The organism is Paraburkholderia xenovorans (assembly GCF_046030735.1).
GTDB lineage: Bacteria > Pseudomonadota > Gammaproteobacteria > Burkholderiales > Burkholderiaceae > Paraburkholderia > Paraburkholderia xenovorans_A.
On record NZ_JAQQBV010000002.1, the window covers coordinates 29,329 to 56,128 of the forward strand.

Annotated in this window: 26 protein-coding genes and 1 pseudogene; 16 read left to right on the forward strand and 11 right to left on the reverse strand. The window is 60.1% G+C overall.

Features of this window, described 5'->3' with window-relative positions; translation table 11 throughout:
* Positions 1 to 21 precede the first annotated feature (21 nt).
* The 11 genes from PQQ51_RS01845 to PQQ51_RS01895 all read left to right on the forward strand — a co-directional run bounded on the left by PQQ51_RS01845 (position 22) and on the right by PQQ51_RS01895 (position 6,956).
* On the forward strand, positions 22 to 762 hold the full coding sequence (locus PQQ51_RS01845) for a type III secretion HpaP family protein (RefSeq protein ID WP_408494326.1): 741 nt from the start codon (positions 22 to 24) through the stop codon (positions 760 to 762).
* Positions 763 to 909: 147 nt separating this feature from the next.
* Positions 910 to 1,908 (forward strand): type III secretion system cytoplasmic ring protein SctQ, encoded by a 999-nt coding sequence (sctQ, locus tag PQQ51_RS01850; protein ID WP_408494327.1) that lies wholly within the window; start codon positions 910 to 912, stop codon positions 1,906 to 1,908.
* A 22-nt stretch (positions 1,909 to 1,930) separates the two neighbouring features.
* The gene (gene sctR / locus PQQ51_RS01855; RefSeq protein ID WP_408494329.1) at positions 1,931 to 2,575 is read left to right on the forward strand and encodes a type III secretion system export apparatus subunit SctR; all 645 of its coding nucleotides are present in this window, start codon (positions 1,931 to 1,933) and stop codon (positions 2,573 to 2,575) included.
* Between the two features lie 4 nt (positions 2,576 to 2,579).
* Positions 2,580 to 2,840: a type III secretion system export apparatus subunit SctS gene (gene sctS, locus PQQ51_RS01860; protein ID WP_408494330.1), complete on the forward strand. Its 261-nt coding sequence runs from the start codon at positions 2,580 to 2,582 to the stop codon at positions 2,838 to 2,840.
* The gene (locus tag PQQ51_RS01865) at positions 2,837 to 3,718 is read left to right on the forward strand and encodes a hypothetical protein (RefSeq protein WP_408494331.1); all 882 of its coding nucleotides are present in this window, start codon (positions 2,837 to 2,839) and stop codon (positions 3,716 to 3,718) included. The genes sctS and PQQ51_RS01865 overlap by 4 nt, the downstream gene beginning before the upstream one ends.
* A 129-nt stretch (positions 3,719 to 3,847) precedes the next feature.
* Complete coding sequence (locus tag PQQ51_RS01870; protein WP_408494332.1) at positions 3,848 to 4,738, forward strand: hypothetical protein; 891 nt, start codon at positions 3,848 to 3,850, stop codon at positions 4,736 to 4,738.
* Positions 4,739 to 4,740: 2 nt separating this feature from the next.
* Positions 4,741 to 4,986: a hypothetical protein gene (locus tag PQQ51_RS01875; RefSeq protein ID WP_408494334.1), complete on the forward strand. Its 246-nt coding sequence runs from the start codon at positions 4,741 to 4,743 to the stop codon at positions 4,984 to 4,986.
* 146 nt (positions 4,987 to 5,132) lie between these two features.
* Positions 5,133 to 5,348: a hypothetical protein gene (locus PQQ51_RS01880; protein WP_408494336.1), complete on the forward strand. Its 216-nt coding sequence runs from the start codon at positions 5,133 to 5,135 to the stop codon at positions 5,346 to 5,348.
* 141 nt (positions 5,349 to 5,489) lie between these two features.
* The gene (locus PQQ51_RS01885) at positions 5,490 to 5,945 is read left to right on the forward strand and encodes a CesT family type III secretion system chaperone (protein ID WP_408494337.1); all 456 of its coding nucleotides are present in this window, start codon (positions 5,490 to 5,492) and stop codon (positions 5,943 to 5,945) included.
* A gap of 70 nt (positions 5,946 to 6,015) precedes the next feature.
* Positions 6,016 to 6,489, forward strand: a complete 474-nt coding sequence (locus tag PQQ51_RS01890; RefSeq protein WP_408494338.1) for a hypothetical protein — start codon at positions 6,016 to 6,018, stop codon at positions 6,487 to 6,489.
* Positions 6,486 to 6,956 carry a lytic transglycosylase domain-containing protein gene (locus tag PQQ51_RS01895; RefSeq protein WP_408494339.1) on the forward strand — a complete coding sequence of 157 codons (471 nt, stop codon included), beginning with the start codon at positions 6,486 to 6,488 and terminating at the stop codon, positions 6,954 to 6,956. Before PQQ51_RS01890 ends, PQQ51_RS01895 begins: the two co-directional genes overlap by 4 nt.
* A 137-nt stretch (positions 6,957 to 7,093) precedes the next feature.
* Here PQQ51_RS01895 and PQQ51_RS01900 read toward each other — a convergent pair whose 3' ends face one another.
* From PQQ51_RS01900 to PQQ51_RS01910, 3 genes are all read right to left on the reverse strand, one after another.
* Entirely contained in the window at positions 7,094 to 7,810 is a 717-nt protein-coding gene (locus tag PQQ51_RS01900) for a winged helix-turn-helix domain-containing protein (protein ID WP_408494341.1), read from the reverse strand.
* A gap of 411 nt (positions 7,811 to 8,221) precedes the next feature.
* Entirely contained in the window at positions 8,222 to 8,947 is a 726-nt protein-coding gene (locus PQQ51_RS01905) for a winged helix-turn-helix domain-containing protein (protein WP_408494342.1), read from the reverse strand.
* Between the two features lie 162 nt (positions 8,948 to 9,109).
* Complete coding sequence (locus tag PQQ51_RS01910; protein ID WP_408494343.1) at positions 9,110 to 9,538, reverse strand: L-asparaginase family protein; 429 nt, start codon at positions 9,536 to 9,538, stop codon at positions 9,110 to 9,112.
* Positions 9,539 to 9,619: 81 nt separating this feature from the next.
* Between PQQ51_RS01910 and PQQ51_RS01915 the strand changes: the two are divergent.
* Positions 9,620 to 9,817 (forward strand): annotated as a pseudogene (locus PQQ51_RS01915) (transposase); the annotation flags it as partial.
* A 748-nt stretch (positions 9,818 to 10,565) separates the two neighbouring features.
* On the opposite strand, the gene PQQ51_RS01920 reads toward PQQ51_RS01915, so the two are convergent.
* The gene (locus PQQ51_RS01920) at positions 10,566 to 12,182 is read right to left on the reverse strand and encodes a hypothetical protein (RefSeq protein WP_408494344.1); all 1,617 of its coding nucleotides are present in this window, start codon (positions 12,180 to 12,182) and stop codon (positions 10,566 to 10,568) included.
* Between the two features lie 201 nt (positions 12,183 to 12,383).
* A complete protein-coding gene (locus PQQ51_RS01925; protein WP_408494345.1) occupies positions 12,384 to 15,824 on the reverse strand; it encodes a hypothetical protein in 3,441 nt (1,146 codons plus the stop codon).
* A gap of 83 nt (positions 15,825 to 15,907) precedes the next feature.
* Between PQQ51_RS01925 and PQQ51_RS01930 the strand changes: the two genes are divergently transcribed.
* Positions 15,908 to 16,102, forward strand: coding sequence for a helix-turn-helix transcriptional regulator (locus tag PQQ51_RS01930; protein ID WP_408494346.1), 195 nt, complete (start codon positions 15,908 to 15,910; stop codon positions 16,100 to 16,102).
* Between the two features lie 25 nt (positions 16,103 to 16,127).
* Here the strand turns inward: PQQ51_RS01930 and PQQ51_RS01935 are convergent, their stop codons facing one another.
* From PQQ51_RS01935 to PQQ51_RS01960, 6 genes are all read right to left on the reverse strand, one after another.
* On the reverse strand, positions 16,128 to 17,507 hold the full coding sequence (locus PQQ51_RS01935) for a sensor histidine kinase N-terminal domain-containing protein (RefSeq protein ID WP_408494347.1): 1,380 nt from the start codon (positions 17,505 to 17,507) through the stop codon (positions 16,128 to 16,130).
* Entirely contained in the window at positions 17,488 to 18,165 is a 678-nt protein-coding gene (locus PQQ51_RS01940; protein WP_408494348.1) for a response regulator transcription factor, read from the reverse strand. Before PQQ51_RS01940 ends, PQQ51_RS01935 begins: the two co-directional genes overlap by 20 nt.
* A 14-nt stretch (positions 18,166 to 18,179) precedes the next feature.
* A complete protein-coding gene (gene tcuC / locus PQQ51_RS01945; protein ID WP_408494350.1) occupies positions 18,180 to 19,472 on the reverse strand; it encodes an MFS transporter in 1,293 nt (430 codons plus the stop codon).
* A gap of 169 nt (positions 19,473 to 19,641) precedes the next feature.
* Positions 19,642 to 20,631: a quinone oxidoreductase family protein gene (locus PQQ51_RS01950; protein WP_408494352.1), complete on the reverse strand. Its 990-nt coding sequence runs from the start codon at positions 20,629 to 20,631 to the stop codon at positions 19,642 to 19,644.
* 52 nt (positions 20,632 to 20,683) lie between these two features.
* On the reverse strand, positions 20,684 to 21,730 hold the full coding sequence (locus PQQ51_RS01955) for an ABC transporter substrate-binding protein (protein WP_408494353.1): 1,047 nt from the start codon (positions 21,728 to 21,730) through the stop codon (positions 20,684 to 20,686).
* Between the two features lie 280 nt (positions 21,731 to 22,010).
* On the reverse strand, positions 22,011 to 22,199 hold the full coding sequence (locus PQQ51_RS01960) for a hypothetical protein (protein WP_408494354.1): 189 nt from the start codon (positions 22,197 to 22,199) through the stop codon (positions 22,011 to 22,013).
* Positions 22,200 to 22,786: 587 nt separating this feature from the next.
* On the opposite strand from PQQ51_RS01960, the gene PQQ51_RS01965 reads away from it, so the two are divergent.
* From PQQ51_RS01965 to PQQ51_RS01975, 3 genes are all read left to right on the forward strand, one after another.
* Positions 22,787 to 23,773, forward strand: a complete 987-nt coding sequence (locus PQQ51_RS01965; protein ID WP_408494355.1) for a GlxA family transcriptional regulator — start codon at positions 22,787 to 22,789, stop codon at positions 23,771 to 23,773.
* Positions 23,774 to 24,236: 463 nt separating this feature from the next.
* The gene (locus PQQ51_RS01970) at positions 24,237 to 25,253 is read left to right on the forward strand and encodes a GlxA family transcriptional regulator (RefSeq protein ID WP_408494356.1); all 1,017 of its coding nucleotides are present in this window, start codon (positions 24,237 to 24,239) and stop codon (positions 25,251 to 25,253) included.
* A gap of 55 nt (positions 25,254 to 25,308) precedes the next feature.
* The gene (locus tag PQQ51_RS01975; RefSeq protein WP_408494357.1) at positions 25,309 to 26,691 is read left to right on the forward strand and encodes an undecaprenyl-phosphate glucose phosphotransferase; all 1,383 of its coding nucleotides are present in this window, start codon (positions 25,309 to 25,311) and stop codon (positions 26,689 to 26,691) included.
* Positions 26,692 to 26,800: the final 109 nt, after the last annotated feature.

Here is a 26,800-nt window from a genome sequence, read left to right on the forward strand (position 1 = left end):
CTTTAAGAACGCGGAGCCGCGATGCCGAACGAACCCACCGCTATCCGGCCTCTGCGAATCGTTGCACCTGCAACGGCGCAGGCCGAGCCGCCACCCGCCGACCCGGTGCGCAGTGCGCGTTTCAGAAGTCTTATGACAGCAGCGTCAGAGCCGCGGAGACCGGCAGCAGACGCCGCGGAAGATCAGGCATTCTCGCAAGCGGCTTTTGAGCAAACCGATGAACCCGCCGATGCGACAAAGCCCGAGGCGAACTACACGATCGCGATCGCGCAGGGACCGGCGCTGGGCGCCACCGAACAGAGCGCACAGCGTGACGAGACCTCATCGCTGCCGAAGCCGGATCACACGAACCTGTCGTCCGCGCGCAAACGTATCGCCCCCAAACATGCACAGTCTTTTCCGGCACGAGGTGTCCGCCCGCTAATGCCGCACGCGGCGCTCGCTTCTGAAGTCCGTATGTTGTCGAGCGACACCTTGCATGAGGAAAACAATTCGCGGCTCGAGATCCTCACCGCGCACCTGTCCTCGATGATCAGCTTCGCGAGCGCAGGACGGGAAGAATGCGCGGTGGCGATCAAGCTCGACCCGAAGATCATCGACGAAACCACTGTGCACGTGAGCATTTCGCGGTCGCGCTTGTCGCTTCGCTTCCAGAGTCCCCTGCTCGCTTCACGCACCTTAATCTATACCCATGCCGACGGACTGGCTGCGCGGCTCGAATCGCGCGTAAAACGGCCGACTAGCATTGCGGTCACCGCGTAGCGGCAGCCGCTCTGCACAATGGATCAAATCGCGATGCAGCAATTCGATGAACTGAACAATCGCCTCACCCGATACTCGCCGCCGCTAGCGGCGTTGTCTCGCGTGTTATGCCAGGCGCAGGAGCACGCACTGTTCGGAATATCTGGCGTGAAGCCCGGCACGGCAGGCGCAGGGAAAAAACCTGGCCATGCATTCGTTCGTCCCGCGCGGCTGAGTTTTCTCTGCGACTACGGCACGGTCGAAGTGATCTTCGACACGCAGCGATTCCCCGCATTGGAAAGTATCGCGTCGGATAGCAACACCGCGCGCCGCGTGGCGCTGATCAACCTGTGGCTCAACGCGCAGATGGAACCCGCGCGACGCGACGGTATCGAGTCATTGCGTGTAGCCGATCTCGTTCTCTGCGATGAAAATTCGCAAGCCGATACGCGTGAACTGGAAGCCGGACTGCCGCTGATCTTCGACCGCGCGATCCCACCGCTTCATTGCGTTCTGACCAGCGTGCCCGCCGGATTGGTCGATGAACTGAAAGCTCGCACTGAAGCTGTTACACCAACATCGACAGATTTTCATCCGGCCTTCCTGGATCTGCGCATGTCCGGCCGTTTGCGCTTCGCAGAACGCACCTGCTCGACTGGAACATTGAACGCGTTACGTCCGCGCGATGTTTTGTTGGGCTGGAACACCGCCTACCCGAGCGCCGATGGCGGGCCTATGGCCGCGCTTATGTCGTGGGGCACGCCAGCAGGATCGCGGCTCGCGGCGTCCGTCGAAATTCAAGGCAGCCGTGTCACTCTTGTCACCGAACCGACCATGACCCAACACGCTTTCGACTCCGCAGCCTTCGACTCCGCAGCCTTCGACTCAACCGCGACTCTGCAAGACGAACCGGCCGAGGACGGCGCGCAACCCGATATCGGCTCGCTCGACGAGCTCGACGTCCCCGTCCATCTCGAGATCAGCACCCTCGATCTCCCACTGCGCACGTTGGCGACACTGCAACCGGGTTATCTGCTCGAACTGCCGATCGCGCTGGAAGATGCGCAAGTGCGGCTGGTCGTCCACGGGCGCACGATCGGCACCGGACGGCTCGTCGCGATCGGCGAGCATCTTGGTCTGCAGGTCTCCCGAATCGGCAGCGCGTAACCGCACGGCAAACGTACACGGCATGAATCCCAATCTGAACATCGCATCACTGCTGATCACGCTGCTCGCGCTCGGGCTGTTGCCGTTCGTCGCAATGGTCGTCACGTCGTACACGAAGATCGTGATCGTGCTCGGACTTTTGCGCAATGCGCTCGGCACCCAGCAGGTCCCACCGGCCACGGTCACCAACGGGATTGCGCTGATCATCACGTGCTTCGTGATGGCGCCCGTCGGCATGCAGGCGTATCAGTCCGCGCAGAACGCACAGCAGGACGGCACCGGAGAAGTGATGCAGATGTTCGAATCGGTACGCGAGCCTTTCCGGCAGTTTCTCGTCAAGCACGCGGGTACCCGTGAAAAAGCATTCTTCATGCGTTCGGTCAGGGAGATCTGGCCGCCCAACCTCGCCGACAAGGTGCACGAGGACGATCTGATCGTGCTTGCGCCCGCGTTCACCGTTAGCGAGTTGACCGCCGCGTTCAAGATCGGCTTTCTGTTGTATCTCGTGTTCATCGTGATCGACCTGGTGATCGCCAATATCCTGATGGCGCTCGGCTTGTCGCAGGTTACGCCGACCAACATTGCGATCCCGTTCAAGCTGATGCTGTTCGTCGTGATGGACGGCTGGTCGATGTTGCTGCATGGGCTCGTTTCCACCTACAAGTGATGCCATGGACTACGAAAACATAGTGAGCCTCACCACGAGCGCGCTGACACTCTGCCTGTTGATTTCGTTGCCGGTGGTTGCAACGGCGGCCGTTTCGGGTCTGCTCATCTCGTTCCTGCAAGCCATTACGTCGCTTCAGGACAGCAGCATCTCGCAGGTGGCGAAGCTGATCATCGTGACGGGGGTGATCCTCGCGTTCGCGCCGTGGGGCGCGTCCGCGATCCTCCAGTTCGCGCAATCCGTCACACGGACGATCTTCCAATGAAAGTCCATCACCACCATAGCGGCATCCACGCTCACCCGCCGACGACCAACCCGGCTACGCAAGCCGCCAACGCGCAAGCGAACAAGCGCAGGCGTACAGGTCAGGCAATCGAGCCCGGCGAAGCGCACCACAGCGCCGAGCTCGAAGAGCTGATGGTCATGCATCGCCGGCACCCGACGACCGCGAGGAAGTCGACGTCGCGGCGCAAGGGCGACATCGAAAATCCCGAGGAAAGCCAGAGCGAAGCGGCGCTGGAAACCGAGACGATGGTGCTGCGGGCTTATACGCGCGAAGCGAAGAGCCTGGTGATCAAGGTCGGCTCGCGCGAGCGTGGAAATCAGCAAGGCGGGTCGCAGTCGAATCACGATTCGAATCAGGACAGCAAGGGTATTGGAAAGCACAAGTCGGGTGGTGTGAATGTGCCGCGCAGCGTCGCGATGCAGGAGACCGCACATGCGTTTGCCGAAATGGCGAAGCGCGCCGACCTGCCCTGGACCCAGGCGCGCCTGCTCGATCTTGCACGCGTGACGCGCACCGCCGCAGCCACTGGCAGCAGCGTGCCCGATCCGGTGGAACGGGCAATGACGCTGATGCAGCTCTACCTCGCCCATTGCTCGCAACGAACTCACAAGGTGCCTCGCACGACGCTGGCCGCCGTGCGCGCGCAATTGATCGAAGTGCTTCAGCAGGCGGGTGCGCAAGAGGTTGCGGCGCGCCTGCCGCTCGACCCCCGGCAAGCACGCCAGATCGAGCGCTTTCACCTGTTCTTGCCGCTCTGGTTGCTGCAATTGCATCGTCCGCGTCTCTCCGCTCATATGGGACCGGCTGTCGCCCGTTCGCACGCGATTGCGGGTGTCCCGGATCGCCTTGCGATCTAACCTGAAACATCGGGAACTTCGCTTATGAAAAAGCAAATTCGTGTTTTGACCGGATGCCACGCCGGGGCCCGGTTAAAGTTAGATCCAGGCGCTTATCGGATCGGGCGGGAAGCCGATGCGGACATTCAGGTGAGCGACTGGAGCGGCCACGCGATGGAACTGCACTACCGCGACGACGGCGTCGTGACGCTCGATACGATCGGCCGCGGGCGTACCGCGCGGCGTTTGCAGAACCTGGTGCCGCGACGTATGAACGAGGTCGTGCTGTGCGTCGGTCCGATGGACGATTCGTGGCCGTCGGATATGGACTTGCTGAGCAGCATGCTCGATGCGGAGCGCGCCGCTGCGGAGCGACGCCAGGCACCGCCAGTCAAGCGCTCGTCGTACCGCAGCTGGATGCGCTGGAGCACGGTGGGTCTGGCCGCGGCGTCGCTCGGCGGCGTGGCGATCCTGGTGGCGCCGGGACAGGTATCGAGCGCGGCGGCGATGCGCAGCCCGGAGGCGTTGCAGCGCGCGTCGGAGCAGGCGAATCTGGACAAGGCGCTTGCCGGTCTGAGGATGGCGGATCTGCGAGTGGTGCGCGACAGAGATGCAACGGTTGTGACAGGAATAGTCGGGACACCAGATGATAAAGCTCGCGTGGCGGGCGTGGTGCAGCGCTTCGGCAACCTGGCGGTCGCCACCCGGTTGACGGTAGCGCAAAACATAGCGGATGAATTGCAGTCGTCGTTAGGTGAGCCGGAAGTGAGTGTGAAGTATGCGGGCGACGGCACGTTTCGCGTGTCGGGAATCGCGAGCGATGTGCAGGACGTGCAGCAACGCGTCGATCGTGCACGCGCCGATTTCGGTGGGTCGATCAGGCGTATTGCGTTCGACCTGAAGGAACGCGCGACGCCCGACACGAGCGTCAGCTCCATGCTCGCGACGGAATCGCTCAGGTATGTAGAACTCGCCGATGGAACGAAAAGCTTTGCGGAGCTTCCCGCGACGATTGACCCGAACACTGCAACGGAGAAGTGAACATGTATTCCGCAATGACGGCAGACACTATCGAGACGCTGGAGAGAGTTGGCCGGATCACCGCCGACAACCCGCACGATCCGCGCGTGGCCGCGGTCATGGCGGCCCTGCGGCAAACCGCGGCCAGTGTGATGAGCGCATCTCAAGGCGTCGACGACACCCGCAATCGCTCGTCGGCCCATGCGGTCGCCGACGGCCTCTCGGCGGCGGCTGAAATCTGCGGGCGTTTGCAGGACGGCCGCGGTTAAACGCAGTCACGAAAGTTCAGATGGACAGGATGTGCGGCCGTTTTTACCGCACGTCATGCAGGAATCCGGTGACCGAGTGGTCGGTCACGGAGTGGTTGGCCCAATCTCGGGTTGCTTATTTTTCTTTACTACATCAAGGATCAATCATGTCGAAGACAAGCGCAGCAAATACCGGTGCAAACATCGCTGGCGCAGCGGCTGACGCGGCTGGCGCAGCAGGCAACACGGGTACCGACACGGCTTCGTCGATTGCGCAGATCAACGCCGCAGCAGAAGCGATGAACCAGATCAACCTGGCCACCACGTACGCGCAGTTGAAAGAAGCGGGTCCGAAGAACATGAAGAGCTTGACGCAGGGCTAATCGAAGTCACGGCGCCGGACGGCCAGCCGTACGCGAGTACGCCAGCCATCATCCCGGGCCTTATACCTGCGAAGGGCACCGCGCATCGTGCGCCGGCCCTTCGCCTTTTCATGCCACCCAACAATCTAAAAGCATACGGCCATGAGTCTGGAACAGCGCAATCATCTGATCGTGGATCTGTGCCAGCATCTTGGTGTGCCCAATGCCGACGACATCGTCGAAGCGGGTCAACTCGAGGTTAACGGATTTACCGTATCCATCGATTTTTATGACCAGGATGACGCAGCAATTTATTTGCACATCGAATACGGGATTGTCGCCGCAGGGCGAACCTTGCGCATCTTCAGGCTGCTGCTCGAAGCCAACCTCTGTATCTACGCACAGGATCAGGCTCAACTCGGACTGGACGCCGACACTGGCGGCATCGTGCTGATCGTGCGCGTACCGCTGACCGACGACCTGGACGGCCCCTGGCTCGGCGAGCTGCTCGATCACTACGCCGAGCATGGCCGCTATTGGCAGAACAATATTTTGTCCTCCTCCGACGAAATGTTCGACAACCTCGCAAGCGGTTCTTACGTATGGCTGCGCGCCTGATGGTGAGCGCCACACGTGAGAACGCGCGCCCGGGTACCTGCGCGCACCGCCGGTTTTTCTGGAGCGTCGCATGACCGCCCTTCGTCAATCTCATCGCAGCGCAGCTTGCGTCGAGGCCCGGCGGGCCGACGCGCAGCAGATCATCGAAGCCGCTTTTGATGCGCTGGATCTCCTCGTGATCGACTCCGACCACGCGGGCAACGTGGTCGCGATTTCGCTGAACGGAGTGCTTACCTCGGTGCGGCCTACATGGCTCAACGGCCTGCATGGCGGCGAATGGGGATTGCTGATCAGCGTGGAGACCAGCGTCAAGCTCGATCATCTGCTGAAGGCTGGCGTCGTCACGATGCTGCAATCCGCCGGCACCCTGCTCGCCGACTGTGCGACAGCCATTGGCGGCGACGCACATGGGCGCATTTTGCTACATCGCGTACTGGCGCTGGCGCATCTCACCGTGGACCATCTCGCGGCCGTGATCTCGTCGACGCAGCATCTGCGGCAGCTTCTGGATGCGTCGCCCGAGCGGTCGGCGTTACCGGCATGAAGCGCGCCGTTCTGCCGGCGGTTGCAACGCTGATCGCGTGCGTCGCCCTGCCCGCGCGCGCCGATTGTTTCGACGATGCCGCCACCTACCAGCACGTGAACGCAACGGTGCTGCGCGCGCTCGCCTGGCAGGAATCGCACAATCAGCCCGACTCGCTCCACGTGAACCGGAATGGCTCCGTCGACTATGGCGTGATGCAGATCAACTCCATTCACTTGCCGGAGTTGTCGCGCTACGGCGTCGACAAACATACGTTGCTCGAGCCGTGCAACAACGTCTACATCGCGGCGTGGCAACTCCGCCGGCAAATGCTCAAATATGGCGACACCTGGACAGCGATCGGCGCATACCATTCCGAAACACCCGCGCTACGAGACCAGTATGCCGCGCAAGTCGCCCGCATCTTGCGACAATGGGTTGCAAAAGGATGGGTCGACAGCGGACTGGAATTCCGCGACAAAAAATGATTGCCAGACGTGATGCCGTCATGTAATGCCAATACCCAAGCAATAATTTGAAAGAATTACAGGACCAGGCAGACTAGTCGTATGGGAGTTGATCAATATTGGAATGAGAAATTCCGGTTTGCGTGATACGGGCACCGCTAATCGGCCGCAAAAGAATGGCTAATTTGATCGAGTTGATAGCCGCGGCCGTATATTGCGCGGATTCGCACTCCGGTTTCGCCGGTCATCTTCATTTTTTTGCGTACCTTATAAATGTGCTGCTCGAGCGTTCGCCCAACAATATCTTCGTCGCTCGCCCAGAGATCCGATGCAATCTGTTGACGACTCAGATAGTTTCCAGGAGCAACCGAGAGCGCCCATAGAATCGCGAACTCCCGCGAGGTCAACCGAACGGTTGAATGGGGGGCATCGATCGAGCCGCCGCATATCGTTACTGTCTCTGCGCGTCGGTCGAGGCGGTAGTTGGCAAATGCCACTTCGTGGTCGCGGTGTTCGCAAGCCTCACACTTGAAACGCTTCAGCGCGTGCAACGTGCGCAAATACAGTTCGCTTGCGTCGAGCGGCAACAGCACGATTTCATCGGCGCTCGCCTCCAGCGAGCGGCTCATGAAGTGCGGCTCCCGCGGCGCACGAAACACGATGAGCGGTACTCGGCGACTTGTCAGGTCGGGAAATGCGCTCTGTGCATCCTGGCTGAGATTGGCGTCCAGCAGAAGCCCGCAAAATTCGTTGTTCGAGAGGGCCGGCGCCATGGCGGCGGATTGGTCGATCCGCGCAAATTGGCAATCCTCAGGAAAACAACTCCGTACAAAGCGGAACACACTGATATCGCGGGTAACGACTGCAAGTTTCATGTTGTATGACGGCAATATGAATCCAAGTTGGCCTAGTGAGGCAGACGCTCCCACTGCAAAAGTCAAGTGCGCGACCCTAAATTAATATTACTAAAATTTCCAAAAAATAAACATTTTTTTCCCAAAAAATCTGATTGCGGCTGCAATGCGCCGGGGCAGTAAAATTTATCGGCAATGTTTAATGGAAATTGGACGCAAATTGACCGACGTTGCAGTCGATAAGTCAGTGACCGACAAGCGTCGTATTCGAAAATAGCGCGTGAAATGAATGAAAAAGCCGAACTGCGGGATAAGAATTAATGTAAGAATTTTGAATAGCTTTCAATTGAAAGCTTAATGACGCGGATTCAACGGTGTCTTTTGAGCGCATAGCCGGACGGGCCGACAGCGTCGGCCCGCGACTATGAGCTACTACCGATAGGTGCCGGTCGGAAGGAAAGAGGTGAAGGTCAGCTCTGCGGACGGCCGATCGCTTCGATCGTCGCCCGATACTTCGAGCCGGTAGCCGGACGAGTACACGGCGCGAAGCGCAACCGCACCGCCCTTCTCCAACCTCAGCTTGCCGCGCAGCTTATGGATCTGCTTGCCTAGCGCGTAGCCGATATCCGCTGCGCTCGCCTGCCAGATCTCAGCGGCTAGCCGGGGGCGGCTGATCAGAACGCCGGGGCTGGAGAAGAATAGCCACGCGAGTTCGAACTCCTGCGCGGTCAGCAGCAAAGTCAAGCCGTCGAGCGTTACGCGCTGTGTGCGCCTGTCGAGGGCATAGCCGGCTAGTTCGATACGAAACGTCTGCGTTGCTGTGGCATTCAGACGGGCAAGGCAGCGCGCAGCACGCGCAACGAATTCATCGATGTCGAACGCGCCCGCAACGATATCGTCGCCGCCGAGTTCCAGTGCGCGAGCCATGAACTCCGGGCGTAGCAACTGTGCCACCACGAGAATCGCGAAGTCCTTGCGCCCCTGGCTTGTTTTCCATGCGGAAAGACGCGCGATCGCGTCGAGATGCGTATCGGCGTCGACCACGACGAGGTCGATGGCTTCGCGATGCAGCATGTGCCGGGTCAGATCGACGGTGGTTTCGAAGTGGCGCGCAGCGGGTTCGCCGGATTGCACCAACCGGGCGGCAATGGCCTTCATCAACACGCTATTTTTTGTTAAGACAGCCGCAAGCACAACGCTACCTCCAGTTCGATGACTGCTGGTCAACTCATGCATAGCCCCGTTGATGAAACCAGTCGTTCACCGACTGGGGCTTGTCATTAAAAGTGCTCTGTGTATCCCCTTTATGACGTCCGGCCTTTACGGGCCATCGGGTTGAGCGGCATTGCGGATCACAATGCCGCTACCCGTGCGCGACGCCCGCACGACGTGAATGTCGCGAGCCCGCGCGGCCACCGGAGACTCGGTCACCGAATGGGCCATGTTGCCGTGCCCCGTCGCCGCATAGACGATCGATCGTACGCCGCTGTCGAGCATGCAGTCGACCGTCTTGCTGTCAGTGCCTCCGTGAGAGTAGATGATCCCAACTTCGGATAACACGTCAATGTCGTCAATATTCCATTGACTCGACACAGTGTGGCTTCTCGCGACCGACCGATAAAAACGCGCGCTGCCCTCGAGCACATAATCCAACTGTCCGAACGGCGACCTGAACGCCTCCTGCCCGAAGGTGCTGGTCTTCGCCACATCGCGGACCGGATGGATTTTCTCGTTGACGACCGCCAGCACGCTCGAGTGCCAAAGGCGGGACGCATCGCGCCGACCACGACAACCGGCTGTGCACGACGACCTTACCAATCGCTTACGTTCAAATGGAAGCAAGGTAGCAAGGTGTTCATAGGGCGGTTGATACGCTCGGGCTGTTTCTGGCGGTGCACATCACACCGGCCAATGAGCGGGAGTGCGCAGGTAGCCGAGCTCGCACGTCAGGTCCAGCAGGCAACCGGCCAGAGGGTGAAGCTGGCCTTCGCAGATCAGGGCTACACCGGAGAACGAGAATCGCGAAGTCCTTGCGCCCCTGGCTCGCTTTCCACGCGGAAAGACGCGCGATCGCGTCGAGATGCGTATCGGCGTCGACCACGACGAGGTCGATGGCTTCGCGATGCAGCATGTGCCGGATCAGATCGACGATGGTTTCGAAGTGGCGTGCAGCGGGTTCGCCGGATTGCACCAACCGGGCGGCAATGGCCTTCATCAACACGCTATTTTTCGTTAAGACGGCCGCAAGCACAGCACCACCTCCAATTCGATGATTGGGTACTGTCACGTTGTTGCAGTCGCTCAAACGAAGTCATAGAACATGAGGAATCCTGTCTTACGTAGAAAGGAGAACCGGCATCGAATGCCCAGTCACGCTCTTCCACACCTCGAAGGCCTGCGTGCGTACCGAGAGCTTATCTTGTGCGGTGGTGTTATACCACAACAATGCATGAACAGGTTTTCTACCCATTCGTAGAGAGATGTAAATCGCTGCAGATGACGTGCTGAATGGAAACGGCGTATCAAATGCCCTTGCTATAGCGGTCGTCCCGCGACTGCATGCGAAAAATTCCGAGAGCTTTTTTCGACGTCAATATAAAAAATGTCTCAATTTGATAACCACAGACTGTTCGTAGTGTTGACCTATGTCGACCGGGAACCGTGGCACGGCCTTAGCAGCAAACTTGCCCCCAATCAACCGGTCGAAGTGCGCCGGCATGAGCGGGGGATTTGCGGGGCGGCGCGCGAAAAATTCGCGCGCCGCGATATGTCCTACTCAATCCTGCAGTGGAGGCCAATTGTTAGGAGTACGTCCACCGATAATGGCCTGCGTCTGCAAATAGTCCAGGTCTTTTTGCAACTGACCGCTTTCATAGGCTTTTCCCTTTTTAAGCGCTTTTTCCACCATAGCTTCAAAGTTCCCCGATTTCACCTTGACCAGTGTATCGGGATGAATCCTGTCGAAGAGCGCGGTGCGTCCTAGCGTTCCCGCACCTTGGCCGAAATTGGAGTAAAGCCCGTAGGCACGGGTAAGCGATTCGGGTTTGCGCGATACTAATGCGTCGCTGCCCATAATGAACTGATCGGGATGCCGGTTGATGACATCGGCCAGCCTCGCAATGCGGCTCTGGCGTTTCTCAAGATCAACCGCCAAATCGTAATTCGCTCCGTTGCTGGGGTCGTGAATGGTCGGCTTTTGCGGGTTTGGTGAATAGTACTCCGCTACCACATCCCACGACATGTCGATCTTGACGTGCGGATTACTCTTCAACAAACTATCCATCCACTGCTCATGATCCTCCGGCGGTTCGCCATATTTTCCGCATCCGGCAAGGTGCGCAAAAGTAATGTCTGTGTTCTTGTGGCGCCCGAGGAAATCCTCAATTTCTTTTCGATATTCACCCTTACCCGGTGCATTATTTTCGATGCAATTGCGAGCATTGCTGGAGTCGCAATGGAGCAATTTGGGCATGCCTGCTCTAGCCGCCAACACGTAGTGATCGTTAATGGCGGCGGTTGGGCCGAGGTCTGGCTTGTAGTCCAGGTTCTGGTCGCTTACGAATTCCTTGTAGACCGTTTCTTCACCAAAGAAATAGAACGTATCCGGAAACTCTTTTTTCAGACGTAACGTCTGAATCACCGCGTTGGCATCACCCTGATTATTCCCTGTAACAGCAGGATAACAGCGGCTCTTTAACGAGGCCGGTAACTCGTTATAAGCCTTGCCGACCTGCCAGTCGACGCTGGTGTTGTAGTACTGTTCGGCCTTTGCTGTCTGGTCGTAAATCGCAACCGTCATCGGTGTTCCGTCGCGATAGTCGTTGTGCATGTAATACGATTTACCTGTACTGAGAGGCGTCGGCTGATGATTATGGCTGTCTTCGCCGTCAATGCTGTGGTCATGACCGTGGTCTGCACCACAACTATCGGACAACACCGCACGCCCATCTTTAATGATGGTGGGAATTGGCGACCATAAGAACTGGTCGACGCCGGCATCATCGAAAATCTTGATTTGTGCTGCGAGATTCTCAGACAGTTTCTTTGAGATATCGAAAATCTGGTTCGGCGCATAACCGGGCCCAATCGAGTGATTGTGGATATCATGAACTTTCGTCATGACGCCCTGGTCCCTGGTTGGAGCCAATCTCATCGCCTGAAATACTACTGGCGAGCCAAAATGTTTTGGCATCACAACCTTCGGCTCCCGAAGGGAATTACTTTCTGGCAGCGAACCAGACCGCTTCTTTTTGCTGCTCAGCCCAGCCAGACTCGGCGATGCAGACTCAACAGAATGTTGGCTCGCTGACGTCGTACGCACACCAGTCTGTTTCGGCTGCGTCGTTATCGGTTCTTCTGTTGTGGGTGTCTGGGTTGACGCATTGACTTTCATAACCACTCTCCTGGTTGGTGTTTGGACGATAAATTCAGCCACCGCTCCAGCCCTCTCAACCCTTGCAAGGTATTAGAGAAATGCAAAAGCGTGATCTATTTGTCGATCTTATGTAGCGTCATCTACGTTGTATCGCCAAATACCCATACGCCATTCAAAATGCGCACACGCCACTCAAAATGCGAACACGCATACCCGCGTTTACCGGGGATTATCGAATTCCGCCGGTAATGCGTGCAATTGATGCGGCGTCAGCACTTCGTTGATCGTTTGTGCAGTCAGGTAGATATCGGGGCCCACGGTTTCCCGATCGACCGTGTTTTCGAGCAGGTAAAGGAAACGGTTCTTCCAACTGTCGTCGCTCTGCAGGATCCCGCTGATCGCCTTGCTACACTCGTCGTATTGGGCTTGATCCACCGGTGTCGTCGTCGCGCCCGAGATGTGGATCTCCCTTAAAGCCAGCAAGGTATTGATCTTCGCCACCGCTTCCGGCCGGATGATCTGGCGATCCGCAATCAACAGGTTGCCCTTGTCGGTCTCGCCCTCACAATGATTCAGGAATTCATTGAGCTTTTTCTCGCCGACCGCGCCGCCGCCCAGCGAAGTAATCCACGCCCGCCGACGCTCGGGCCTCTCAGTCCTGGTGGTCAAGTCCTTGACGCGCACGCTTTCGTCATCCCACACCGTCGTAGGAGCGAGTTTCCCGTCTTCAATCGATATGCGTGCCGTACCGCCGCGCGCCACCGGCACGGTGACTACACTGATACCTACCACGGGTATCGATGGAAATGCGATCACCGATACCGGGCCTTTGTCCAGCTTGGCCGTGGGTACGCCAACCGCGGTCGATGCGCTCAAGGTGCCGGAAGCGCCGAACGTTCGGTTGGTTATGCTGGCCTTGATGGTGCCCGTGCCCTCCGTGTCGCCGCGACTTGTGGCCGTATAGGAAGCCTGCGCTCCCATACCCATCGATACGCCCGGCTTCCAGTTATTAATGTCCGCGCGTGCGCCCACAGTCACGTTAAAACTCGGGCCGCCGCTGTAACGCGCCACCTCGAGCGGACTGATCGAGACATCCGGATTGGCGGCATGTTGATCGCACAGCCGGTCGAACAAATCGTCGGGAGTGGCCGGCCGATCGCCACGTTTGCCTAGCATCGCGTCGTAGCTGGCCAGCAGTTCCGTACGCCATGCATCGGGCTGTCCCGGTACCATGCGGGAACGCAATGTCCACCCCTTCGATACAGTTGCGTCGGCATTCATCCACAACTGCCCCGTGGCGATCCCCTGCCCCTTGATTTCCTTCGTGCCGATATTGGCGGTGGCAATGGTCGCCCACCCTGCGTGCCCCCCGAAACCGTAGCCTTGCGTCACGTCAAGTGTGCCGGAAATCGCAGTGGAACCCGCCACCACCATCTTCACGCGGCTTCCGGCCATCGCCACGTCAGGTCCCATCAACAAGGACATCGGGGCGATTTCACCCACGGCTTTAGGCAAAGTCAGCTTGATATGTTCAATCGCGTCGCGGATCGAAAGCGGGACATTCATGTTGAAGCCCAGGCGTTCGGTGCGCTGCATGATCACCGGATACGTGGTGCGAGACCCTTCGATCGCGGCACGCACACCGTCGACAAAATCGTCGGCGTCCGGCTTGATATGCGAGGTCAACTGCGTCAGTTGTGTGTGTAGCTCACCATCTTTGATCCCGCCATGCTGCGCCCAGGCGCGCAGGGTATCCACACCCATCGGGCCGATTTGCGCAAATTCAGGGGAACGCTTCACATCAGCGACGGTGCGGCCTAGCTTGGTCGCCACCGCCTGCGCGAGTGCATCGCGCGCGCTTTCCGGCAGCGGCATACCTTTGGTCCAGCCCGGCGCGGTGCCTGTGGAATTTACCCCGCGGGTCAAGGCGGACCAGTGCTCCAACGCGCCCGCGCGCAGTTCGTTCTTCAAAGTAGGCGTTTCGCGCAGGCGCATAGCCACCCCCGTGACAGCCGCATCGAGTTTCGCGTGGTCCAACTGCCCGCCGGCAAAGGTATTGCCGTGCTGCTCGTAGCGGTTCAGTGCGCTCAACTGGTTACCATGCTCTGTGCCCGGGGATACATCGGCGCCGGCATCGTTGAGCCAGCCACGCAGCGTCTTGAGGTCCACCGATTTCAGCGTGCCGATTTGCACCTTGAGCGCAGTGAGTTCGTCCGAACCGTCGGCGATGCCCAGCCCGCGCTGAGCATCTCTTGTTATCTCAATCAAATCGCCCTTACTGAATGTGTGCTTGTCCGACCACCCCTTGGAGCCCACCTGCTTGCACCAGTTGGCGACGGCAAAAGCACGCACCATGTTGAGATTCGTCTCGGGTGCGCGATTTGCCGCAGGGGTATCTGGATTGAAATCTCCGACCAGGGCCGTGATCGAGCGCACGGCCGCTTGCTGGAACTCCGCGAAGTCCGCTTTGGGCTCACGCATCATCTGTCCGCCCGTGCCCTTCTTCAGCGAAGTAAGCGGCGTGCTGTTGACTATGGTGCCCAGGCCCAGTGCGTTACCCGCAGAGGTGGCGTCCATGCCGTGACTTAGCATGCCGAACATCTCGGCACTGAAGTCTCGCACCTGCGCCTCGGTGTAGATATTATTGCGAGCCGGCAAATAGGCCTTGCCCAGGTCTTTCTGCAGCTTGGCGTCCGGGGTTTTCAACATCACCGCAGCCGCAACCAGCGCACGTCCCTCGATCGAATTAGCCAGTTCACGTAGCGATGGTTTGGCAGTCGAATCCGTAGGCAAATCCGCCTGGCGTTGCGCACGCGGCAGCGCCGTGTTGATCAGGCGGGTCAGTTCTTCGATTGACTCAGGAGCCGCTCCTGCGCCCGCCGGCCAGCCCTGCAACAGCCTCTCGGCGCACGTCATCTGGGTATTCAGAGCCTGGGATTGGACTGCGTGTCCGACCCGGTCAGCGATATGCGGCAAACCACGCATGCTGCGCACCGCATCGAGGCCATTGCCGCCCTTCACCATTGCACGCTGTACCGCGAATGCATCTCGTCTTGCCGCAGGGCTCGCCGCAGCCGGGTTGTCCAGCGCTTTGCATGCTGCGTTGGCTCGCGCCGCGTCGCTGTCGCACACGCGTGCAAGCGCAACGCCGGTCAAGGCTGCATGCTCGTGATTGGTGGGATGCAGCGCGACCAGATTGTCCAGCATTGGGTGATGGGGGGCATCCGCGGCAAGCGTTGCGATGTCGACGCCAAAATGGGCCGCGACTAAGCCTTTGGTCCCTTCCAGGGTCTGCACCTGTTCGTGCGGGTTGTAATCCGAACCGTTGCCGCTGACGCCGCCGAAATTGTTGAGCACGTGTTTTGACACACTCAATAATCCGTAGCTGTGCGTGCCGGCTCCCTCGGTGCGGGGCCTGCTCACATCCACTGGCGCTCTCGGACCGCTGGGTCGCGCAGTGGTTTTCAAACCCAATACGGTGCTGACCGTGGTCGATGCTGGCCGCGTAAGTTTGCTCAGTGCACCCAATACACCGTCGGAACTACGTTGGATAGTTTTCCCAGCACGATTTTGCGGCAACGCATCGACCGTGTCCTCCCGACCGACTTCGTCAGTGCGCATCGGCCGCAGCGGGATGTTGTTGTGCACGCCTGACGTCATGTCGTTCCTTTTATACGCGAGAAAAACTGCAAGGTCTCATATCCACAACGTGCGCAAACGGCGCTTTGCGAAGTCCCGACGCGATGCGCGAAATCTACCGGACCATGCGGCTGCGCTACGCGCGCTGGTTGCTGCTCAATTCGGAGAAGCGGATTACGGTCATCGCGTATGAATGCGGCTTTGCCGATTCCGCGCACTTCATTCGCGGGTTCAAGGAGACCTATGGAGTGACGCCCGGGAAGCTCCGGTCTTCGCTCAGCGCGCCGCTGGACGCATGATGATCTGAACGCGCCCGGCGAATCTCTACGCCTGCAACTCGTGCGCCGGAAAGATCAGTTTGACGAGCAATCCGCGGCCGTCGGGCGCATCCTGAAGCGAAATCGTGCCTCGGTGCGCCCGCACGATCTCTCTCGCGATCGCCAGTCCGAGGCCGCTGCCCTCCTCGTCCGACGCGCGAAAGAACGGCTCGAACACGCGCTCACGGAGTGAGGCTGGAATGCCGGGCCCCTGATCGAGTACGGAGATGCTGACCGAGCCGTCCGTCTGCCTAGCGTCGATCGCGACTTGCGTGCTTTTCGGCGCATAGCGGATCGCGTTATCCAGGATGTTCGACAGTACTTCGGAGAGCAGCGTCTCGCTTCCGATCACGGCAAGCGGCGCTTCGATAGACACGACCAGTTCGATATCGCGACGCCGTGCAGCCAGCGCGAGTTTTTCGATCGCTCGCGCGGTGACTTCGCGAATGTCCACGATCTCGCCTTCGAACGCGGTGTAGTCCGCCGCTTCGGCCTGCGCGAGCATCAGTAGCTGGTTGATCAACACGACCATCGCCCGGTTGCTGTGATGCATCGCGAGCAGCGTTTCCCTCACGTCTTCGAGATTGCCCTGACGCCGCGCGTATTGCAGTTGCGTGCCGAGCAAAGTGAGCGGCGTGCGGATCTGATGCGCGGCGTCGGCGATGAACCGTCGCGTGGTCAAGGCCTGGCGCTCGATGATGTCGAGACACGCGTTGAACGCGGCAATCAACGGTTGCAGTTCGGCATGGACGCCGGTCGCATTGATGCGGGCCCGGCTTTGCTCCGGATGCGCGGCGAGCCCCTTTGCCAGTCTTTCGAGCGGCCGCAGTTCCAGCGACAACCCCGCGCAGACCAGCACCATCGCCGCCGCAATGCTGCCGAGAATATAGGCGAGCTGCGGTTTCCACAGCGAAGCGACCAGCGCATCCCGCGCGATTTGCGTGCGTCCGACCGACACCACGACATCGACATTTTTGCCTGTGTCGTACATCGGCCGTTTCAACGTGACCGCGCGGATCGGCATGCGCGAGACCTCGGCGTCGTACCAATGGGGCGAATCCGTGACGCGCGTCTGCGGGAAATCGGAAGTTCCGCCTATCACGGGTCCGCCCGCGATCTCGACGCGATAAAAAACCTGGTCGCCCTCCGGCGTGCCGACGATCTGGATCGTGCTGGGCGACACGGCGGCCACCAGATTGTCGCCGTTCCAGTGCACGTCGGCCGCCATCACGCGTGCCGCGGCGAGCAGTGCCGCGTCCTGCAGCAGATCGGCGGTGCGCCGGGCATTCGCATGCGTGAGCCAGCCCGCGACGAGGCTGAAGGCCGTCATCGGCACGATGAGCCAGAGCAGAAGCCGCGCGCGCAGGCTACGCTTGCGGTTCTTCATGTTCCAGCAGATAGCCGAGCCCGCGCAACGTGATGATCGCCGCCGTGCTTTTCTCGATCTTTTTTCTCAGACGCGACACGTAGATTTCGATTGCGTCGCCGCTCGGCGGCGCGTCCCCATCGTTCACCGCCTCGGCGAGCACCGCCTTCGACACCGTGCGTCCCGCTTGCAGGATCAGTGCTTCGAGCACCGCATGCTCGCGTGGCGTTAGCGAAAGCGCGTCGTCGCCGACAAAAAACTGGCGGCGGTCCATGTCGTAGAGCAGCGTTCCGCAGCGGATCCGGTTCGACCGGGCGGGCGCATGACGGCGCGCCAGCACCTTGATGCGCGCCACCAGTTCGCGGTCGTCGAATGGCTTGACGACATAGTCGTCCGCCCCTGCGCTCAGACAGATCACCTTTTCGCCGACGTCGCCCGTTGCGGTCAACACCAGCACGGGCGTGTCGTTGGCGCTCTCGCGCATGCGGCGCAGCAGCGCCTTGCCCGACATGCCCGGCAGGTTCAGGTCGAGCAGCACGACGTCGTAGCGCATGTCGCGCATCGATGCCTCCGCGGTTTCGGCGTCGAGCGCGTGCTCGACGAGAAAGCCTTCGTCGGCCAACGTTTTCGACACCCAATGCGCGAGTTGCCGGTTGTCTTCGATCAGCAGAAGTCTCATTGCGAGGAAAAAAGCTAAGCCACCTTGTATCCGTTACGGGCCTGTTGCGAACGGTAGAGTAACAGCGTCGCCACGGCGCCGCACAGGCCGGCCACGCCCATCCACGCACCGGGCGCAGCCTTGTCGCCGGTGAAATGGATCAGCGACGTCGACACAGCCGGCGTGAAGCCGCCGACCAGCGTCGCGAGGCTGTAAGCCATCGAGAAGCCCGTGGTCCGCACATGGGCCGGCATCAGTTCGGTGAGCGCGGCCACCATCGCGCCGTTGTACCACGCATAGAGCAGCGAAAGCCAGAGCTCCACTGCCAGCAGCCGTTCGAACGACGGTGCGCCAACCAGCCACTGCATCGCCGGATACGACGTCAGTATCGTGAGCACGGTGAACACAAGCAACACAGGCCGGCGTCCGACACGATCGGAAACCGAGCCGGAAACCGGCAGCCAGATCAGGTTCGATATCCCCACGCAGACGGTGACGATCAGCGCATCGATCGTCGACAGATGCAGCACGGACTTGCCGAACGTCGGCGTATACGTGGTGATCAGATAGAACGACACCGTGGTCATCACGACGAGACCCATGCCCGCCACGATCAGCCCCGCGTTGTCGATCATCGAGCGCATGATTTCGCCCATCGACGGATGGTGTTTGCGCGCCGCGAACTCTTCGGTCTCGCGCAGCGTGCGGCGAATCAGGAACAGAAACGGCACGATCAGGCAACCGATCAGGAAAGGCACGCGCCAGCCCCAGGCGCTGACTTCGCTCGCGGGCAGCAGTTGATTGAGCAGCACCCCGAGCGAGGCCGCGAAGATCACCGCAACTTGCTGGCTGCCCGATTGCCACGAGCAGAAGAAGCCGCGTTTGCCCGGCGTCGCGATTTCCGCCAGATAGACGGACACGCCGCCGAGTTCGACGCCGGCCGAGAAGCCTTGCAGCAGGCGTCCGATCAGCACGATAACGGGCGCCGCGAGGCCGATCGTCGAATAGCCGGGCACAAACGCGACGCACGCGGTGCCGACCGCCATCAGCGATAACGACAGAATCAGACCTTTGCGACGCCCGTGGCGGTCGATATATGCGCCGAGCACCAGCGCGCCGATCGGCCGCATGAAGAAGCCCGCGCCGAACACGGAGAGCGCGAGCAGCAGCGACACGAATTCGTTGTCTGAGGGAAAGAACGTGTGGGCGATCGCACTGGCGTAATAGGCGTAGACGGTGAAGTCGTACATCTCGAGAAAGTTGCCGCTGACCACGCGGAAAACCGCTCGAAAGCGTGACTCCGGACGAGTGTGAATGGCTGATTCCATCATGCTTCCTTCTGGCGTAAGGACGAGTTTTGCCGTCCGGCGCACGTGTGGCGCGCGCCGGATCGGGCTTGTTCTGGGCGTAAATTCCAGGCGTAAATTCCAGGCGTAAATTCCGGACGTAAATTCCTGACGTAAATTCCTGACGTAACGTCCGGGTAACTTAAGGCGGCTAGCCGATATCCATCACGGCTTTACCCGACTGGCGACGCTCTTCGAGCGCCGCATGCGCGGCTTCGACGGTATCGAGCGTATAGCGGCCGTTGATCTCCACGCGCAGCGCGCCCTCGCCGATCGCGGCAAAGATATCGTCGGCGCGGCGCTGCACTGTTTCGGCATCGGCGAGATGGTCGGCAAGGCGCGGCCGTGTGAGGAACAGCGAGCCCGCCTCGCCCAGTTCATAGGGATCGAGATCGTGCATCGGGCCGGTGACAGAACCGTAATTGACGACGAGACCGCGCGTTCGCGTCGCGCGGAAGCTGTCGCGCAGCGTCGTGCGGCCCACTGCGTCGAACACGACGTCGACGCCTTTACCCTGCGTCAGTTCGCGGACCCGGTCGGCGAACGCGCCGTCTTCGTACATCAGCACGTGGTCGGCGCCGCGCGACTTCGCGATTGCCGCTTTGTCGGCGGAACTGGTCGTCGCGAACACTTGCGCGCCACGCCGCTTCGCCAGTTGTACGAGCAACTGTCCGATCCCGCCGGATGCCGCATGCACGAGACAGGTGCTACCAGGGCCGATGTGTGCAACGTCTTCCAGCAAATAGTGCGCGGTCGAGCCCTGGAAGATCGCGGCGGCGGCGATGTCGTAGCCGATCCCATCCGGCAGCCGCGCGAGACGCGCAGCGGGCACGACCGCATAGTCGGCGTACGCGCCCCACGAAATGCACCATGCGACCCGGTCGCCCTTGCGGCACGACGTGACGCCCGTGCCAGTTTCGACGACTTCACCCGCGCCTTCCATCCCGAGCGTGCACGGAATCCGCACCGGGTACGTGCGCGAATCGCGGTACTTGCCCTGGCGCGTATGAACGTCCATGAAGTTGATGCCTGCCGTTACGACTCGCACGAGCACTTCGCCGGCACCCGGTTTCGGCACGTCGATTTCGACGCGGCGAAGCACTTCGGGGCCGCCGTATTCGTGGATCTGGATGGCTCGCATGAGAAAAGTCTCCGGTAGGAATTGAGGAATCGGGGAATCGGGGCGGCGGGATTCAGCGCGAATCCGCGGCTGAACCGTTCGACGCAGGCTCGACGAAGCGGTTGGTATAGGTGCGCGCGAGGTCGACGTGCCGCGCGGATATGTCGGGATCGACGCGATTCAGCACGGCCAGCACGGTCGACGGCGCGTCTGCCGGCATCGCGCCGGCCGGCGAATACGCGGGCTTCGCGATCGTCAGCGCGTCGCGGTACAGCGCTGGATCGTCGCCACGGATGGCCGCGGGCACGACGGCCGCGATCCCGGCGACATCGTGCGAATGGATGAAAAGCAGCGCATCGCGTATCGCATGCGCGAGCCGCGCCGTCTCGTTCCGATGTGCGTCGATCCAGTCGCGTCGCAGGTACAGGCAGGCACCCACATAGGTGCCGCCCAGTTGCGCGTGCGTGTCCGCGACGCTGCGCATGTCGACGAGCGGCCTGGCTTCGACGCGCGTCAGCATCCGCGTCGCGGTCGGCTCTTCGATCATGCCGGCGTCCACTTTGCCGTCGACTATGGCTTTCTCGAACGCGGATTCGTTGGCGAGCGGCACGATCGTGTACTGGTCGGACGGCACGCCCGCGCGTTCGACAAGGTAGCGCGTCAGGAAGTAAGTGGACGAGCCGAAGCCGGTCACGCCAAGGCGCCGCCCTTTGGCGTCGGCCATCGTTTTCATTTTTCCATCGCGCGGCGCAAGTTCGACGAGCCCCGCGGACTGCCCCAGCACGACGACCGACTGCACATCCAGTCCGCGGCTTTGCAGTTCGATTGTGTGATCGTAGAAACCGACCGCACCCTGTATCGCACCCGCGACGAGTTCGGTCGACGTGTCGATGCCCGCGGGTGCGGAGACCACGCGCACGTCGAGTCCTTCGCGGCGGAAATAGCCGAGTTGATCCGCGAGAATCACCGGCAGATAGATCAGCTTCGCCGCGCCGCCGGTCATCAGCACGATCGGCTGCGCATTCGCGACGCGTGCCGCGCTCAACGCCACGACACAAAGCAGCGCACAGAACGGCGCGCGAATCAGCGCGCGGATCGAGGCTCGTGTGTGGCGTGGCATGGCGGTCTCCTTCGTGTCGACGGAGTTGAAACATTGCCTGTCAAATGCAGGCGTCGACTTGCGAGACAGTATAAGTAGGGCTGCCCTTCTGATTGCTTTCCGCGGGCCGACTGGTTTCTCGGTAGTTTCCCGACCCATTGGCCGCCGCGTGAATGTCAAGCGTGGGGTTCAGACAAACCCCATCCGTCGATTTTTTGGTCTGCCGCTCCCTCGGACGGCGGGTATTTTTATATGCATTCCTGCTCAGCGAGATTCTATCGACGGGAACTCGCGATCCCCACTAGCCATTCAGAATCGAAAGCAGATCGACGACGGTGACGTTGGGTAACTGCTTGGCGATCATGTCCCAGAAGATCACATCGTGCATGGCACGTGCATCTTCAGCCGTCCTCCATTGCCGCGCGCCGACAATGGTGTCGGCTGTTTCGCTCGCGGCATCAACGATTGTCTTAATGTCATTTTTTTGCATGAACAGGTTATCGGCTCGGCGGCCGGCTTATTTAGGTTTTCGCGCAATCGTTTGCCTTCCGGCGTGACCGACCTCGCCTCAACACATTGCGCAAAGCCCTACACGGAAATCTGGATCGGGGGAATGGGCACTCGCTGCGGTGGCCGCGGATCGAAATGCGAACGCAACCTGCACGTTGACGACCGATACGATTCTATCAATTTCGGTTTGGTGTTTCTTTTTCCGGCGGTTGCCGGCAATAGTCTGTCCGACCTTTCCCCACCTTACATTCGAGCACCGTACGGCGACGACGACTCCAATATGAATTCCATTCGTTTTCTATAGACGGATTTTGATAAAGACTCGATTCGCCCGTCCAGATTTCTTCTGAATTTCGCAGCGGGACATTCGAATTCCGGCTTATGCGTGCACCACTATGGCGTATGTGCGGTTCATTCAATGGCCGCAACTGCCAACCTCCTGGTTGATTCGGCCATACAATCATGAGGTCAGTGTCATTTGTATAAATTTGTATAACATAAGCCAACAAAAAAAGACAAGGTCTCGAAAGAGGGACTTTGCAGGCCACAACAATTCGGGGAAAACCAATGGATCTGGTAGATAGCGTGCCGCGCAGCTCGCGGCAGAGTGCCGCGCAGACGCAAAAAAACACTATATCTCGCGTCGACATCGTACTGTTCAACGGCTTTGCATTGCCGAACGTCGCCGCACTCATCGAAATTTTCCATAAGGCGAATGCGCTTGCCGCGTCGCAACGCTCGGGCCGCGCTCGCTATGACGTCTCGCTGCTCTCTACTACGGGTGGCCGAATCGCGAGTTCTTCATCGGTGTTCGTCTGGAGCGAAAGCGTCGATTCATACAGAGGTACGAACGATGCGCACCTGATGTTCATTGCCGGAGGCGCGGGCGCGCAACACGCAAGTCACGATGAGCGTTTGCGCAACTGGCTGCGCCACCGTCATCCGCTCAGCGAAAAAGTTCATCCGATTGCCGAAGGCAGACTGCTTCTGGAAGCCGCAGGACTTGCCAGCCGCTACGGTTCGCCACTGCGCAGCGATACCGAAGCGTCCGATCGTTTTCCGATGTTATGGCGAAGCGAAATGCCGACAACCGTGGGTATCGCCTTACGGATCGTCGAAAAAGATCTCGGGCCGGAACTCGCGCGCCAGGTTGCCGAATCCGTCGCGCCACAGCATGAGACGCCCTTCAGCGCTTCCATCGCCCGCAGCACCGCGCCGCAGGTGAGCGAGAAGATCATGGCGTCGGCCCGTTGGCTGGAAGCGAACGTCGACCGCCCTATCTCGATCGACGACGCGGCGCGTCTCGCGGCCATGAGCGAGCGCAATTTCTTGCGACGCTTCAAGAACGAGATCGGCATGACTCCGTCTGACTATCTGCTTCGCGCACGGCTGAACCTCAGTTGTCAGATGCTCGTCGAGTCGCGTTTGCCCATCGACAAGATCGCGCGGCGCTGCGGTATCGGCGGCGGCGGTCAATTGTCGAAGCTATTCAGAAAGTATCTGGCGACCACGCCGACCGACTACCGGCTGGGCAAGGAAGCCTACTCCGAGTAAGCGCACGAAAAGCGCAGTTCGGTTCGACCTGCAATGTACTGCGCCTGAGCCAATCCGGCAGATAACTTATTGATGAAAGAATCGGTAAGTTAAGCCAATGTTTCCGGCTATCTATTCTTAATTGATTTTGCAAGCGTATCTAATTAAATAAGCAACCTATTTCCAATTGCACACTCCTCGTCAAAACGCCGTTTTTTGGCCCGCATTCGCTCGCGGGAAGCGGCGGCATTCGTGAATGTTCTTGCCTTGCCGATCGGAATGCACCGTATTTTTGAGCACTAAAACTGCTGTTGCGGCCACTCTTGATCGATTCCGCCAAGAACATGGTTGAATCGGACGCCGTGGTCTGATCAAAGCCCTCTCGCGAATATGATGCGCTGCAGAAAACTCAATTTCGCTAACAGCGCCGGGGGCCAGTGGTATGGAATGTGCGGCTGATATAACGAGGAAATCAATTCATCTCATGATGGGCGGCAGCATTGGTTTGGCACGCCGCCGCAGGCAAGTGGTAATTCTGCTGTTCGAGGGCTTTTCGCTGATTCATATGGGGCGTCTGGCGGAGACATTCAGTCTGGCAAACCGTCTGCGTCATCCTGAGAATGCACTGCACAATTACTACGACCTCCGGCTGGTGTCCGCCAGCGGTGGCGCAATCCGCTCGTCCTCGGGCGTGTTGATCTGGACCGACGCGGTCGATGCCCACTATGCACGAGACGTCCATGCACTGTTCGCGCTCGGCTCCGCCGGCTTGCCCGCCGAAAGCGACCAGCGGCTGCTTTCATGGCTGCGCCACACTTATCCGCATGCGCAGGTCGTACAGGGAATCGGCGGCGGTCACCGCGTTCTCGAAATCGCGGGACTCGAACCGAAGGACGTGGCGCTCACGGAAATCCCCGGCGTCTTGCTGCCGCCGGGCGCGTTGTCCTCAACCAGGGCGGCCGGCATCGATGCCGACGCGCAAGTCGCACTCACCACCGCACTGTCCGTGGTCAAGCGAGATTGCGGCTACGAGACGGCGAGCCAGGTGGCGCACGACCTGCTGCCCGTCACGCCCAAACAGTTCACCCAGTCGATCTTCGATTCCCGCGAAGCGCGCGCCAGCGACCTCATTCGTTCGTCCGCCCATCGCTTGCGCGTCAATAGCGAGAACCGCGTATCGATTGCTGAAGCCGCTCAGGCCGTGGCAATGAGCGAACGCAACTTCCTGCGCCGCTTCAAGCAGGAGATTGGCGTGACGCCGACAGAGTTCGTTCTGCGAGTCCGCCTCGAGAAAGCCTGCCACATGCTGGTGGACACCGACCTCCCGGCCGACAAGATCGCGCGCCGTACCGGTCTGGGCAGCGGCGACCGGCTGGCGAAGCTGTTCCGTCAGCATCTGTCGATTTCACCGACCGAGTACCGGACGATCGAGCGCAACCGGCTGGCCGACAACGGTTCATCCGAACCGGACGTCGTGCGGCGAGTACGCCGCCCCGTTTAGCAACAAGCGCGAGATACCGGGATTGTTCAACACCCCGGCTCCACGGAGATTTCCTATGAAACAAGCTGTCGCACGTCTCGTCGATAGCGGGTGTATTGCGCTCGCGGCCGCGGTGTCGGCTCATGTCGCTCATGGACAAGGCCCGGAAAACAGCCCGCTGCAATTGCTGTTCGCGATCGTCATCGTGCTGTCGTCGACCGTCCTGTTGCCGGCCGTCGGCATTTACGCGCTATCGCCAATGCGCTCGATCCTGCGTCTGTGCACGCGGCTGCTGCCGGCATGGCTGGCGTTGCAGTTCGCAGGCTGGCTGCTTCTGTCGTCGATTCACCGGCAGGATGCGGCGCTCGTGGCCTGGATCGCGTGGTGGACCGGTATCGGCGCCGTCCTGCTCGCGTCGTGGCGGTTAGCCGCTTCTGCATTGCACGCCTCTTTACGGCGTGTCGGGCGGCAGGTGCGCAATGTCGTCGTCGTCGGAAACGGCGAATACCTGAAGCAGATCGTGGCGAAGGTCGACTCCAGCAATCATCAGAATTTCCGGGTCGCGGATGTGGTCGAGTTGCATGGCGCCGGCGGGCGCATCAGTGCGGATGGAATCAACCGCCGCGAGACGGAACTCGCCCGGCTCGCGACGCTGGCGGAGTCCGGCGGCATTCACGAAGTGTGGCTCGCGTTACCTTTGTCCGCCCATGCAGTGGCGGCCCATTGCGTCGACGCGCTCAGGAGCACGCTGGTGGAAATACGGCTGATGCCGGACTTCATGCCGCTCGGACTGTATGCCGGCGTCGCGTCGCTCGACGCACTCGATATTCCGTCGCTCAGTTTGTCGCCGTCTGCTATTTCCGGCGAAGCCATGACCGGCAAAGAGATCTTCGACAGGGCCTTCGCGCTTGCCGCGCTCATCGGACTTTTGCCGCTCTTCATCCTGATTGCCGTTGCGATCAAGCTCTCGTCGCCCGGCCCGGTTTTCTTCCGGCAGCGCAGGAAGGGACTGAAGGGGCGCCCGTTTTCGATCTACAAGTTTCGCTCGATGCGGATTCATCCGGAAGAGCATGGCGTCGTGCGTCAGGCAACCCGCAACGACAGCCGCATCACACAGGTCGGTCGCTTCCTGCGCCGCACGAGTCTCGACGAACTGCCGCAATTCATCAACGTGCTGCGCGGCGACATGTCGATCGTCGGTCCCCGTCCGCACGCGCTCGAACACGACGATCTGTATGAACCGTTGATTTCCGGCTACCTCGAGCGCTACCGCATCAAGCCGGGCATCACGGGCTGGGCGCAGATCAACGGCTACCGGGGGGAGACGGATGCGCTGGAGAAGATGGCAGGCCGCGTCGAGTACGACCTGTACTACCTGCGTCATCGATCGTTCCGGATGGATATCAAGATCGTGCTGCGTACCGTCGTCCGTGGATTCTTCAGCAAGCAGGCGTACTAGTCATGACCGGGAACCGCGGACCGCGAAGGAGGTCGGCGCGCCCAATCAAAGGAATCGGAGTGAAGCAATTGAAAGTCAGGTCTAACGCGCTGCGTGGCGGCGGCGGCAA